The sequence below is a fragment of the Streptomyces sp. NPDC051051 genome (assembly GCF_040682975.1).
GTDB lineage: Bacteria > Actinomycetota > Actinomycetes > Streptomycetales > Streptomycetaceae > Streptomyces.
The window spans coordinates 38,152-51,155 of the sequence record NZ_JBFBCB010000033.1 but is presented as its reverse complement, the minus strand read 5'-3'; the positions used below and the strand labels follow the sequence as shown (position 1 = coordinate 51,155).

Genomic DNA, 13,004 nt, shown 5'->3' with positions numbered 1-13,004 from the left:
GCTGGATTGGATCAGACGGAGCGTTCGTTCTCTCCACCAACCTCCGAGCCCGGAACGGCAGACGTGACTTCCAACGCCCACAGCAGCAGGTCCCTCAGGAACCACCCAGGCGCGGCGGCCCTCGCGCTCGCCGCGATGACGGCCCTGCTGGCGGGTTGTTCCTCCTCCGACGACACCGACCCGCTCTCCGAGGACAAGGCGGCCGGCGACACCGTCGTCGTCGGCTCCAACAACTTCGCCGAGAGCATCCTGCTGGCCGACATCTACGGCGAAGCCCTCAAGGCCAAGGACATCAAGGTGTCCTACAAGCCCAACATCGGCAGCCGTGAGACCACGTACGGCCTGCTCAAGAACGGTTCCATCACCGTTCTGCCCGAGTACAACGGCTCGCTGCTCGCCTACCTCGACGCCAAGGCCGAGCAGAAGTCGCTCGAGGCCGTCAACGCGGCGGCCAAGGCCAAGCTCGACCCCAAGCTGACCCTGCTGGAGTCCTCGCCCGCCGAGGACAAGGACTCCGTCACGGTCAACGCGGACACCGCGAAGAAGTACGACCTCACCGCGCAGTCCACCCTCGCCGACCTCAAGGACGTCGCTCCCGACCTGGTCCTCGGCGGCTCGCCCGAGTTCCAGACCCGGCAGCAGGGCATGGTCGGCCTGGAAGCGGTGTACGGACTGAAGTTCAAGTCCTTCAAGGCACTGGACGCCGGCGGTCCGCTGACCCAGGCCGCGCTGAAGAAGAACACCGTGCAGGCCGCGGACATCTTCACCACCGACCCGACCATCACCAAGGAGAAGTTCGTCGTCCTCCAGGACCCGGAGAACCTCTTCGGTTTCGCGAACGTGACCCCGCTGGTCTACAAGAGCGGGCTCTCCCAGGAGGGCGTCGACGCGCTCAACGCGGTCTCCGCCAAGCTCGACACCAAGACCCTGCTGGACCTGGACTCCCAGGTGCAGCTGGAGAGCAAGGACCCGCTGGACGTGGCGAAGGCCTGGCTGAAGTCCGTCGGCCTGGGCTGATCCGCCCGCGTTGGACACGACAGCACACCGGGTCGTCCTGGACGGCACCACCCTCACCGTCGGCGGGCTGATCGCGCTCGCCGACGGCGCGGCCGTACCCGTCCTGGCCCCCGAGGCACGCGACCGGGCCGTACGGTCCTTCCGCGCCGGCCGCCGACTGGCCGCCGCCGGGCGGCTGTACGGCCGCGGCACCGGCGTCGGCGCACACCGCGCGGTGCCCGTCGACGCGGACGACGAGACCGCGCACGGGCTGCGCCTGCTGCGCAGCCACGCGGGCGGCGCGGGCACGCTGCTGCCCGCCCGCCAGATCCGCGCGATGCTCGCGATCCGCGCCAACCAGCTCCTCGCCGGCGGCTCCGGCATCCACCCCTCCTTCATCGACGCCCTCGTCGAGGCCCTCCGTCTCGGTGTCCACCCGGCCGTCAACGAGTACGGCGCCGTCGGCACCGGGGACCTGACCGCCCTCGCCCAGACGGGCCTGACCCTCCTGGGCGAACGGCCCTGGCTGGACAGCGGGTCGGACGAGGCGCGGGAGGCGGACGGTTCGGCCCGGACGGGCGGCGCACCCGAGGGCCGCACCGGCGGCGGGGACGGGGCGACCGCCCGTGGCGGGGGCGAGGGCGTCCCCGGTGGTCCGGTGCCGGACGGTGGTCCCGTTCCCGCCGGTCCGGTGTCGGACGGCGTTCCCGTTTCCGCCGGTCCGGTGCTCGACGGTGGTTCCGCTCTCGCGCGTCCGGTGCTCGACGGTGGTTCCGTGCCCGTCGGTCCGGCGGGCTTCGGCATTCCCGCGTGGACCGGTTCCGCGTCCCGAGCCCTGCCCGCTCCCGTGGTCCTCCGTGCCGGTGACGCGCTCGCGCTGCTCAGCAGCAACGCGCTCGCGCTGGCGCAGGCCTCGCTCGGCCGCCACGAGGTGGACCGGCTGCTGCGGGCCACCCATGCCGTGGCGGCACTGTCGCTGGCCGCCGTCTCCGGTTCGGCCGAGGCCTACGCCGCGCCCGTGCACGCCCTGCGCCCCTACCCCGGCGCGGCCCGTGCGGCCGCGGAGGTGCGGCGGCTGCTCGGGCTGCCGGACCGGCCGCGGGGCGAGGGGCGCCGGGTCCAGGACCCCTACGGCTTCCGCGCCTTCCCCCAGGTCCACGGCTGTGCCCTCGACGCGGCGGAGCGACTGCGCGAGGTCGTCGAGGTCGAGATCAACTCCGCTTCCGAGAACCCCCTCCTGTCCCCCGACGGCACCGCGGCCCACCACCACGGCGGCTTCTTCGCCGCAGCCCTGGGACACGCCCTGGAAGCGGTGAACCTCACCCTGCTCCAGACCGCCCAGCTCTCGGCGGCCCGCCTGACCGCGCTCGGCGACCCCGGTCTCACCGGCCTGCCCGCCTTCCTCGCCGCCGGCCCCGCCAGCAGCTCCGGCACGATGATCCTGGAGTACACCGCCAACTCGGCCCTGGCGGAACTGCGTTCCTGCGCCGCCCCCGCCTCCGTCGGCCACGCGGTCCTCTCGCACGGCCTGGAGGAGGCCGCCAGTTTCGCCGGCCAGGCCGCCCGTCAGACGCTGCGCGCGGCGCAGGCGTACCGGACGGTCCTGGGCTGCGAACTGGTCGCCGCCGTAAGGGCGTTGCGGATGCACCCGGCGCCCCCGGCGGTCGACGCCTTCACCGTGGCGGCCGGCGCCCTGCCCGGCGGCACCGAGGACCGCCCGCTGACCGGCGATGTGACCGCGGCCACCGAACTGCTGCCCCTGCTCGCGCAATTGTGAGCGCCGGTTCCCGGACACGGCTAACCTCGGCGGACATGAACAGGCGGCGCCAGAAGAAACTGGCCACGGAGCTGGTCACCGCGGCGTTGCTGGACGAGGGCGCCCGGGTCGACGCACTGCTGCGGGCCGGTGCCGATCCGGCGGCGGCCGACCGCGACGGCACCACCGCGCTGTACGTCGCCTCCGTCCAGGGCTCGGCCGGCATCGTCCGCCGGCTCCTCGAGGCGGGCGCACCGCCCGACGCGGAGAGCGCCGGACCCGGCTCGGAGGGCACGCCGCTGTGCGCGGCTGCCTGCTGGGGGCACACCGAGACGGTCCGCACCCTGCTCGCCCACGGCGCCGATCCCGGCCTGCGCGAGGACCGGGGCACGGGCTGGACGCCGCTGGAATGGGCGCGGCGGGGGCCGCACCCCGAGACGATCGCCGTGCTGCGCGGGGCGGGGGCGGCCGCTTCCCCGCGCTGACGGGTCGGTGGCGACGCCGTCCGTCGGTGCCGACGGGAAGGGCGGGCGGCGTCGACGGGAAGGGGCCGGGGCGATCCCCGTCGACGGTGGATCGCCCCCGGCCCCTGCGGTGAGCCCGGCGGAGTTCCGCTCAGGCGGGCTCACCGGCCTGCAACGGCGGCTGACCGGCCGCCCGTGCCGCCTTGCGCCGCTGTCTGCGGACCTTGCGCGGCTCCTGGTCCGGGACCCATCCGAAGGCCAGGCAGCTGCCCACGACCCCGAGGAGCAGGCCGATGAGGAAGCCGCCCAGGTTCGAGGTGGGCCACGTCCCGAGGGACAGCAGGACGCCGATGATCGAGTAGAACAGCCGCTGGGCCGGGTTGAACAGGAGCAGCAGCCCGATCAGCACCATGAGGGTCGGCAGGAGGTAGCCGGCCAGGCCCTGCATGCCGATGTGCAGGATCACCGGAAGCGGCGCCTTCATGGTCACCAGGATCTCCGCACCGCCCAGGACGAGCAGCAGACCGCCCGGGAAGGGCCGGCGCGCGGTCCACCGTCGGAAGCCGTTCACCGCGGGCAGCCTTCGCCCCCGAACCGCATGTGCAGGTCGGGCAGCTTGAACACGGCGGCGGTGGCGGCGTAGTTGTGCTGGTACAGGTCGGTGATGACGACCTTGTCCGCCTGCTGGCCGTAGACGCCCGGCAGGCCGCGGGTGTCGACCTTGTCGAAGGTGCTGGCGTCGCGGCCGATCTCGATGTTGTTGAAGGCGGCGTTGCCGGTGATGTCGTCCGAGTCGATGGCCAGGTTCTCCACGCTCACCTTGGTGCCCTTGTCGCCGGCGGTGAGGACGAGCTGGATGCCGCCGAGGTCGACGCTCTGGCACATGCTGGTCAGCTTGCCCGACTTCACCACCGAGGTGACGACCAGGACCTGGCCGCCGGTGTCGCCCTCGTTGGGGCTGTTCTCGATCATGTGGTCCAGCGAGCCGAACTGCGCGAAACCTTCTCCCTCCAGCTTGTCGGCGGTCACCACGAACGGCATGCCGGAGATCGCGAACTGCACGCCCAGGGCTCCCTGAGCGGTGAGCACCGCGAGACCGGCGGTGACGAGGGTCGCGGGCACGGCCATCACGGCGGCCCGGCGCAGCCGGACCCGGCCGCGTCTGTCTGCGGAACCGCTTTCCGGGTTCCCGGGGGTGTTCTCGGCGGACGACGTGACGTCCGAGGACGAGGCCATGTCTGCTCCCATGGGCATAGGCATGCGGGTTGGGCTTCAGTGGCGTGTTGTCCTGGCGCGGACAGCGGCTGCCGCGTACGTCTCCTCGCAACTCCCGGAAGCCGCAAGGGCTTTCTCGTTACGCATCAGTAGCCAACCGGGAAGTTACCGATGGTTACACCACAGGGTCAAGGGAGATGTGGAAAAAGGGTGAGCGAAATGTGCCACCTGCGGGCCGGTGTGTCCGGCGCTCCCGCATATATCTGTGTAGCCATCAACTTCTGCGCGGTGTATTGACGTTGACGAAGCATCAGGTCTACAACTCTCGGTGACTCAGCCCGGATCCGTGGCGCCGGATCCGCAGCGCGGCGAGCCGCTCTCCGCGCTCCCGGACCCGGACCGGCCGTCCCTCGAAACCGACGGCCGGACCTCCCGTCAGAACGGGTACGACCGCCCGGGCAGCCAGCACGGGCCCCCTCGCGTCCCGAGTCCGATTCCCGTCCGGCGCCGCCACGACCGCTCCCCCCTGCCGGCCGTGTCCGCCGCCACCTGCGCTGCCGGCCCGTCACGTACGGAGAAGGCGTTCCGGGCCGGCACCGGTCGGGCGTCGACTCGCGTCCTCGCACCTCCCTCGAGCGCACCTCTCGGAACACCCTCTGAGAACACCCCCACCTGAGAAACGAGGCACCCGCATGCGCACTCGCCCTCTCCTCGCCCTCGCCGGCACCGTCGCCGCCCTCTCGCTGACGGCGGTCACCCCGGCCTCCGCCGCCGACCCGGCCGTCCTCACCACGGCCAACGGCGACGTCGCGGTCGGTGACGTCCTCAACGCCTCCCTCGCGAGCGGCACCAACGCCACCCTCTACTCCTCCGCCACCGGCACCAGCGGCGTCTCCTGCGCCTCGTCGGGCTTCAACGCCACCGTCACCGCCAACCCCACCGCCCCCGGCACGGCCGGCGAGTCGCTCACCGCGCACACCTTCGGCAACTGCTCCGCGAACGTCGCCGGCGTGCTCGGCGTCACCAGCATCACGGTCAACAACCTGCCGTACAACGCGGCCGTGTCCTCCGCCGGCACCCTCACCGTGACCCCGGCGGCCGGCTCCACCATCCAGACGACGGTCGTGCTGCGCACGCTCCTCGGCAGCATCAACTGCGTCTACAGGGCGCCCAGCCTGACCGGCGTCGCGAGCAACGCCGACAACAGCATCACCTTCACCGCCCAGCCCTTCGCCAAGGCGTCCGGCTCGTCGCTGTGCTTCGCGAACGGCTACTTCACCGCCAAGTACGCCCCGGTGACCGACGCGGGCGCCGTCGTCACCGTCAACTGACCACCACGGAAAGGACGAACGAACCTCCTCGGAGAACCGCTTCGGGGCGAGCTGAAGAACCGGTTCAGCGCCGTCGCAGGCGCAGGACCAGGGTGGCGCCGCCGGTGAGCACCAGCACCGCGGCGGCGCCACCCGCCAGCAGCGGCGCGGACGGCCCGGAACCGGCCCCGGAGGCGGACGCCACCGGGGTGCTCGCCGACGTGGCGGCCGCCGGCGCGCCGGAAACCGCCACCGTCCCCCGGGCGGGGGCGGCGGACGTCGTCGTACCGGTCGCCTCGCCCGCCGGGGCCGACGCGGCGGCGGACGGGGACTCCGGCGCGTCGGCGGACGTGGCCTTCGCGGACGGCGAGGGCGCGGCCGCGCCCTTCTCCGGGAACAGCACGTCCGAACACGAGTAATAGGTGTCGGGCGTGCTGCTGTTCTGCCAGACGGTGTACAGCACCTGGCGTCCGGTGCGGTCGGCGGGCAGCTTCGCCGTGAGCCGGTAGGCGCCGTCCCGCAGCGCCGGGTCCTTGACCTCGGCGAACGGCCGCTCCGGCAGATCGTCCCAGGTGAGGGGCCGCGACGGGTCGTATCCCGGTTTCGTCAGGTAGAACCTGAACGTGCCCGTGTGCGGGATCGTCGAGACGTACGTCATGCGCAGCGTCCCGCCCGGCGTCAGACGGGTCGACGGCCAGTCGGAGCGCGCGAGGTCCAGTCCACGGTAGGCGGGCAGACCGCCGCTGCACAGCTGCCCGTCGGGGATCGTGCTCCGGTCGCGTCCGCCGACGTCCGCCACCCGCAGGTTGTCCCAGGCCGTGAAGGGCGCCCCGTTGGCGGCCACGGCCGCCCGGCAGGCGGCGGACCCGGCGGCCGAACCGCCGTCGGGGGAGCAGGCGTGGACCCGGCTGACCGGGGTCGTCGGCGCACCGTGTGCCTGCGCCGGCCCCGCCGCTCCCAGCAGCACCGGCAGGATCGGGCTCAGGACGGCGGCCGCCAGGGCGGCGGCGCGGTGTGCGGTCGTGCGGCGCATCGGGACGTCTCCTCGGCCGGCGCGGGAACGGTTTCGAGGTGCAGTACGCAGCGGCGGCCCGGCGCGTTCACGCCGCCGGCGACCGGGCGTCCCCCGAGCAAACCCGGGCATCCACACACCACTTGCCGCCGGTAAGGGTGGTGTTCCGGCCGGATCGAGGGTTTCCCCCGTATCCGAACAACCTGTGCCCTGCCTATCGTTCCGACACAGCTGACCCACAGGTAACCCCTGGGGGCGGCGGTCCCGCCTGGCCGGCCTGCGCGTTGCTCCTCGATCCACCCCCCGCCGCTTCGACGACGAAGCGAATCGACCGAGGCTCCCCCTGCCCGGAGCCGGCCCCGAAAGGCACGCCCCTTGCGCACCTCTCCCGCTCTCGGACGGAAGCTGATATCCGTCGCCGCGGTCTCCGCGGCCCTCTTCACCGCCGCCACCACCGCCTCGTCCGCCGCCACCCCGGCCGGCGCACCCAGGGAGGCCGCCGTGCCGGCCGCCCAGACCGAGGCGGCGCCCGGCACCCCGGCCGAGCGCCTCATCGTCGGCTACAGGTCCGGTGCCGAGGAGGCGAAGTCGAACCAGGCCGCCGAGGCCGACGCCGCCGCCAAGGGCGAGAAGGCCGGCGAGGACGTCGACTTCGAGCGCCGCCTCGGCACCGGCGCCGCCCTGGTCGACCTGGGCTCCGGCCTCACCGGCGCGGACGTCGCCGACGTCGTCGCCGCGTACCGGTCGGACCCGCAGGTCGCCTACGTCGTACCGGACCGCCTGAACACCGCCAAGGCCGACCCCAACGACACCGAGTACGCCAAGCAGTGGGACCTGTTCGAGGCCACCGCCGGCATGAACGTGCCCGCCGCCTGGAACACCGCGACCGGCACCGGCGTGACGGTCGCCGTCATCGACACCGGTTACGTCGCCCACAGCGACCTCGCCGCGAACATCGTCGGCGGCTACGACTTCATCGCCGACACCGCCGTCTCGGTGGACGGCGACGGCCGTGACGGCAACCCGGCCGACCCCGGCGACTACTACGCGGCCGGCGAGTGCGGCGCGGGCGTCCCGGCCGGCAACTCCTCCTGGCACGGTACCCACGTGGCCGGCACCATCGCCGCCGTCACCAACAACGGCAAGGGCGTCGCGGGCGTCGCCCACGGCGCGAAGATCTCCCCGGTCCGCGTCCTCGGCAAGTGCGGCGGCTACGACTCCGACATCATCGACGCCATCACCTGGGCGTCCGGCGGCACGGTGTCCGGCGTTCCCGCCAACACCAACGTCGCCAAGGTCATCAACATGAGCCTGGGCGGCGACGGCGCCTGCACCTCGGCCACCCAGAGCGCGATCAACGCGGCCGTGAGCCGCGGCACGACCGTCGCCGTGGCCGCCGGGAACGAGAACGACAACGTCGCGAACCACTCGCCGGGCAACTGCAACAACGTGATCTCGGTCGCCGCGACGAACCGCACCGGCGCCAAGGCCTCGTACTCCAACTACGGTTCCCTCGTGGACATCTCGGCGCCCGGCGGCCAGACCAGCACCGGAACCGCCAACGGCATCCTGTCCACCCTGAACTCCGGCACCAGGACGGCGTCCACGGAGTCGTACGCCTACTACCAGGGCACCAGCATGGCCACCCCGCACATCGCGGGCCTGGTCGCGCTGATGAAGTCGGCGAACTCCACGCTGACCCCGGCGCAGATCGAGACGGCCATCAAGAGCAACGCCCGTGCCCTGCCCGGCGCCTGCTCCGGCGGCTGCGGCGCGGGTCTGGCGGACGCCGCCAGGACGGTGCAGGCGGTGAGCGGCTCCGGCGGCTCCACGGGGGGCACCACCTTCACCAGCACCACCGCGCTCGGCATCCCGGACAACGGGTCGGCCGTCGAGTCCCCGATCTCCGTCACCGGCCTCACCGGCAACGCGCCCACGGCCCTCCAGGTCGGCGTCGACATCACCCACACCTACCGCGGTGACCTGGTCATCGACCTCGTCGCCCCGGACGGTACGGCGTACCGCCTGAAGGCGTCCAGCAGCTCGGACTCCGCGGACAACGTCGTCGCCACCTACTCGGTGAACGCCTCCGGCGAGGTCGCCAACGGCACCTGGAAGCTGCGGGTCCAGGACGTGGCCGCGCAGGACACCGGGCGGCTCAACAGCTGGAAGCTGACCTTCTAGGGTCTTTCGCCAGGGCTTCACGAACGGGCGGGCCGGCCGGTGTGGATGGACACCGGCCGGCCCGCCGCACGTCCGGATCAGGAAGCCACGCGCCGCTCCGGCGAGGCCAGCACCCGCGCACCCCGGTCGGCGCGGGCGTCGAGGCCGGGGAGCAGACCGGGCACCGCGATGCTCGGCAGGATGTGCGCCCACATCACCGCCAGCCGGTCCCCGAGATCGGCGCGGTCGGTCAGCGCCCGGGACATCAACTGGATGCCCGTGAAGGTGCCCACCAGCAGCTCGACCGTCTCCGCCGGCTTCACCGTGGGCAGCAACTCGCCCCGCTGGCGGGCCGCTTCCAGCAGTTCGGTGAGGGCCTGCGCCCACTGCCGGAACGGCTCGCCGTGATCCACCCCGGACGGCGTCTCCTGGTCCACCGCCAGCCGCACGCTGCCCCGCAGCAGGGCGTTGTCCAGCAGTCGGCGCGCCACCACGAAGGTCATGTCGACGATCTCCTGCAGCTTGCACGGCTGCGGCGGGACCGTCCCGAAGGGCACCTGCTCGTTCAGGACCGCCTGGGCGAGAGCCTCTTTCGACGCGAAGTGGAAGTACAGGGCACCCTTGGTGACCTGGGCGCGCTCCAGGACCATGGCGATGGTGGTGGAGGTGTAGCCGTGCTCGTCGAACACCGCGCCCGCCGCTTCCACGATCGCCCTGCGCGTCCTGATCGCGCGCTCCTGTTTCGCCATTGCGAGCCCCTTCACGGCACCGAGCCGGGCGTCCCGCGCTCGGATGCGGGTTCGGTCCGATCATAGGATGCCGTCGACTGATCTCATTGAAAACAAACCGGTCGCCTCGTACTCTAACGCTCACCGAGCGGACGGTTCGCCCGTCCGCTCCGGGCCTTCGGGGCACCGTAGGGGGAGAGAGATGACGCGACCGCGGCAGCTTGCCGACACGCCGTCCCTGACCGCAACCGTTCCGCGCCAACTCGTCCACCGTGCCGCCGTCGCCGAGACCTTCCTCACCGGCTGGCGGCGCACCGGGGCCGACCGGTTCACGGTGTCCGCCCAGTGGCCGCGTGCGCACGCCCTGCACGTGTCGCCCGACTGGTCCGCGTACGACCCGCTGCTCGTCGTCGAAACGATTCGGCAGAGCGGCACCCTGGTCACCCACACCGAGTACGAGGTCCCGCTGGACCGGCAGTTCGTGTTGACCGAGTTCCACGTCAGCGCGGAACCCACGATGCTGACGCTCGGTCCGCTGCCTGCCGAACCCGAGGTCGAACTCGTCTTCACCGACGTCCAGTACCGGGGCGCACACCCCGCCGCCGCCCGCTACACCGCGCACGTCCTGCGCGACGGCGCCCGCGTCGCCACCGCGGACGTCGCCTTCACCTGCGTCAGCGGGCCCGTCTACCGGCGACTGCGCGGCGGCCGTACGCCGGAGACCGTGACCGCCGTCCCCGTCCCGCCCGGCGTGCCCGCCGACGCCGTCCGCCGGGCCCTGCCCACGGACGTCGTCCTCGCGCCGGCCGGCGCCGACCGGCCGGACCGTCGGCAACTGCGAGTAAATACCGCACACCCCGTTTTCTTCGACCATCCGCTCGACCACGTCCCCGGCATGCTGCTGCTGGAGGCCGCCCGCCAGGCCGCCCTGCTGGAAACACCGGGGGAACGGGTGCCGACGGCGTACCACGCCGTCTTCCACCGGTACGCGGAACTGGACGAACCCCTCTGGATCGAGGCGAAGGGCGGTCACGGAACCGACGTGCAAGTGCTCGGTGTACAGGGGAAGTCGACGGTCTTCGAGTGCCTGGTCGGTACCGCCGGATCGTGAACTGAGGTTTACTGGGGGCGAGAAACAAACGGCATGACCCGTTCTTTACGCCCAGGAGTGTCCAGTCGATGGCGAGGCAGCTACGCGCGGAGCAGACCCGTACGACGATCATCAGGGCCGCGGCCGACCTGTTCGACCGCAACGGCTACGAGTCGACCAGCCTCAGTGACATCGTCGAACACGCCCACGTCACCAAGGGCGCGCTCTACTTCCACTTCGCGGCCAAGGAGGATCTCGCCCAGGCCATCCTGGAGTTGCAGTCCCAGGCCGCGCGCCGGGTCGCCGGGGAGATCGACGAACGCGGCTACCCGGCCCTGGAGGCCCTGATGCGCCTCACCTTCGGCATGGCGCGGCTGTCGGTCGAGGGCCCCATCACCCGCGCCGGCCTGCGTCTGGCCACCGGCGGCGTCGCCGTACGGCCGCCCGTGCCCCACCCGTTCACCGAGTGGCTGGAGTTGATCTCCCGTGGGCTCGTCGGCGCGGTGCGGGAGGCCGACATCCATCCGGACGTCGACGTGGACGCGGTGGCCCACTCGCTGGTCTGTTTCTTCGTCGGCACCCGCGTGGTCGGCCGCTCCCGCGAACCCGGCGCGCGGCTGCCGCGCCGCATGGCCGAGATGTGGCACGTCCTCATCCGCGGTCTGGTCCCCGTCCCCCGCCGCCCCCGCTACCTGAGCCTCGCGGCCCGACTCGAACGGGAGGTCATGGCGGCGGTGTGAACCACCGCCCCTTCCTCCCCCGGCGGCCACGTCCGACGCGCGGCCCACGGTCCACGTGGCACGGCCACGGCGCGTGGGCCCCGCGCAGGCCGGCCGACCCTGCGGCCCGTGGTGCGCACGGCCGGTCCGGGCCCCGCGTCCCCCGTGCACGGCCGACGCCGTGCAGCGGGGCGTTCCCGGTCGGCCGCTCCTGCGGTTCGCCGGTTCGCGTCACCGGCCGCTGCCGGCCGTGGCGGCGCGTGCGCGTGGCCACGGCCGGCCCCGCCGTCCGTACGCCCGCCGCCCCACCCGCTCCGCGATACCGTGATCCGCATGCCCGACACCCCCCTCCCGCCCGTGATCCACGGCGACGAGCCCGGCTCCTTCCCGCACGGTGTCCTCGCCGAGCGGCACCCGGCGATCATCCGGCGGGTGCGGGACGCCTTCCCCTACGGACCCGAGGTCCGCGAGGCCCTGGACGCCCTGCTGACGAGCTGCGCCGAGGGTGTGATCGAGCCGCTCCCCGCCGACGCGCACGACCTCGACCGCTGGCGGGCCTGGGGTCTGGACGGGTACGCGGGCCGCTCCTGGTACGAGGTGCCCTGGCTGTGGTCGGAGAGCTATTTCTACCGGCTGCTCCTCGAGACCGTCGGCCACTTCCGGCCCGGTCCCTGGCAGGGACTCGACCCGTTCCGCCCGTTCAAGCTCGCCGAGCTGGAGGCCCCCGAGACCGACGAGGAACTCGCCGCGCTCGACGACCTCGAAGGCCGCCCGGCGCGGGAGCGGGCACAGGCCCTGCTGCACGGCTCCCTGTGGGGCAACCGCGCCGACCTCGGCTTCCGGCTCTCCGACGCGGGCGCCCGGGACCGGGCCGCCGTCCCCGCACTGGTCGCCGACGACAGCGAGAGCCTGTGGACGCTGCTGGCGCCGCCGGGGGCCGCCGACGGCACGCTGTGCCTGGTCGCCGACAACGCGGGCCGCGAGCTGATCCCCGACCTGCTCCTCGCCGCCCACCTCCTCGCCCACGGGCGGATCGGCCGCGTCGTCCTGCACGTCAAGCCGTACCCCTACTACGTCTCGGACGCCACGACGGCCGACGTCGTCGACGCGCTGCGCCGCCTGACGGCCGCTCCGGGGGCGGCCGCCGGATACGGGCGGCGGCTGTGGGCGGCGATGACGGACGGCACCCTGACGGTCCGCGCCCACCCCTTCGCCGCCGCCCCGCTGCCGTACGAGCGGATGCCGGACGACCTCCGCGCCGAGTTCGCGGCCGCGACGCTGACCGTCGTGAAGGGCGACCTCAACTACCGCCGTCTGGTGGGCGACCGGTGGTGGCCGCCGACGACCCCGTTCGGGGACGTGACCGCGTACTTCCCCGGCCCGGTCGTGGCCCTGCGCACGCTCAAGTCGGACGTGATCACCGGGCTGTCCGCCGGCACCGAGGCCGCGCTGACCGCCGCCGAGGGGCAGGACTGGCGCACCGGCGGGACCCACGCACTGATCCAGACCAGGAAGTGAGCACGGCGCGAACCCCCGTACCGGCCCGCCGCC

At 72.9% G+C, this 13,004-nt stretch carries 12 protein-coding genes; 8 read left to right on the top strand and 4 right to left on the bottom strand.

The genetic code is table 11. The annotated features are described in order from the left end of the window. Nucleotides 1-63: 63 nt before the first annotated feature. The 3 genes from AB0N31_RS23930 to AB0N31_RS23920 are packed head-to-tail and all read left to right on the top strand — an operon-like array spanning nucleotide 64 to nucleotide 3,237. Nucleotides 64-1,017, top strand: a complete 954-nt coding sequence (locus AB0N31_RS23930) for an ABC transporter substrate-binding protein (protein ID WP_366060438.1) — start codon at nucleotides 64-66, stop codon at nucleotides 1,015-1,017. Between the two features lie 10 nt (nucleotides 1,018-1,027). Then, complete coding sequence (locus tag AB0N31_RS23925) at nucleotides 1,028-2,773, top strand: aromatic amino acid ammonia-lyase (RefSeq protein WP_366060437.1); 1,746 nt, start codon at nucleotides 1,028-1,030, stop codon at nucleotides 2,771-2,773. A 35-nt stretch (nucleotides 2,774-2,808) separates the two neighbouring features. Further along, nucleotides 2,809-3,237, top strand: a complete 429-nt coding sequence (locus tag AB0N31_RS23920; protein WP_366060436.1) for an ankyrin repeat domain-containing protein — start codon at nucleotides 2,809-2,811, stop codon at nucleotides 3,235-3,237. A 130-nt stretch (nucleotides 3,238-3,367) separates the two neighbouring features. Here AB0N31_RS23920 and AB0N31_RS23915 read toward each other — a convergent pair whose 3' ends face one another. Next, complete coding sequence (locus AB0N31_RS23915; RefSeq protein WP_366060435.1) at nucleotides 3,368-3,787, bottom strand: DUF6114 domain-containing protein; 420 nt, start codon at nucleotides 3,785-3,787, stop codon at nucleotides 3,368-3,370. Then, on the bottom strand, nucleotides 3,784-4,452 hold the full coding sequence (locus tag AB0N31_RS23910) for a DUF6230 family protein (protein ID WP_366060434.1): 669 nt from the start codon (nucleotides 4,450-4,452) through the stop codon (nucleotides 3,784-3,786). Before AB0N31_RS23910 ends, AB0N31_RS23915 begins: the two co-directional genes overlap by 4 nt. A gap of 671 nt (nucleotides 4,453-5,123) precedes the next feature. Here AB0N31_RS23910 and AB0N31_RS23905 point away from each other — a divergent pair. Further along, entirely contained in the window at nucleotides 5,124-5,762 is a 639-nt protein-coding gene (locus AB0N31_RS23905; RefSeq protein ID WP_366060433.1) for a Tat pathway signal sequence domain protein, read from the top strand. Nucleotides 5,763-5,826: 64 nt separating this feature from the next. Here AB0N31_RS23905 and AB0N31_RS23900 read toward each other — a convergent pair whose 3' ends face one another. Next, nucleotides 5,827-6,774: a lytic polysaccharide monooxygenase gene (locus AB0N31_RS23900; RefSeq protein WP_366060432.1), complete on the bottom strand. Its 948-nt coding sequence runs from the start codon at nucleotides 6,772-6,774 to the stop codon at nucleotides 5,827-5,829. Nucleotides 6,775-7,128: 354 nt separating this feature from the next. On the opposite strand from AB0N31_RS23900, the gene AB0N31_RS23895 reads away from it, so the two are divergent. Continuing rightward, a complete protein-coding gene (locus AB0N31_RS23895) occupies nucleotides 7,129-8,937 on the top strand; it encodes a S8 family serine peptidase (protein ID WP_366060431.1) in 1,809 nt (602 codons plus the stop codon). A 77-nt stretch (nucleotides 8,938-9,014) separates the two neighbouring features. On the opposite strand, the gene AB0N31_RS23890 is transcribed toward AB0N31_RS23895, so the two are convergent. Next, complete coding sequence (locus AB0N31_RS23890) at nucleotides 9,015-9,665, bottom strand: ScbR family autoregulator-binding transcription factor (protein WP_366060430.1); 651 nt, start codon at nucleotides 9,663-9,665, stop codon at nucleotides 9,015-9,017. 181 nt (nucleotides 9,666-9,846) lie between these two features. On the opposite strand from AB0N31_RS23890, the gene AB0N31_RS23885 reads away from it, so the two are divergent. The 3 genes from AB0N31_RS23885 (at nucleotide 9,847) to AB0N31_RS23875 (ending at nucleotide 12,971) form a co-directional block, all read left to right on the top strand. Continuing rightward, nucleotides 9,847-10,755 (top strand): ScbA/BarX family gamma-butyrolactone biosynthesis protein, encoded by a 909-nt coding sequence (locus tag AB0N31_RS23885; protein ID WP_366060429.1) that lies wholly within the window; start codon nucleotides 9,847-9,849, stop codon nucleotides 10,753-10,755. A gap of 68 nt (nucleotides 10,756-10,823) precedes the next feature. Continuing rightward, nucleotides 10,824-11,474, top strand: coding sequence for a ScbR family autoregulator-binding transcription factor (locus AB0N31_RS23880; RefSeq protein ID WP_366060427.1), 651 nt, complete (start codon nucleotides 10,824-10,826; stop codon nucleotides 11,472-11,474). 312 nt (nucleotides 11,475-11,786) lie between these two features. Next, complete coding sequence (locus tag AB0N31_RS23875; protein WP_366060426.1) at nucleotides 11,787-12,971, top strand: damage-control phosphatase ARMT1 family protein; 1,185 nt, start codon at nucleotides 11,787-11,789, stop codon at nucleotides 12,969-12,971. The last annotated feature ends 33 nt before the right edge of the window (nucleotides 12,972-13,004 follow it).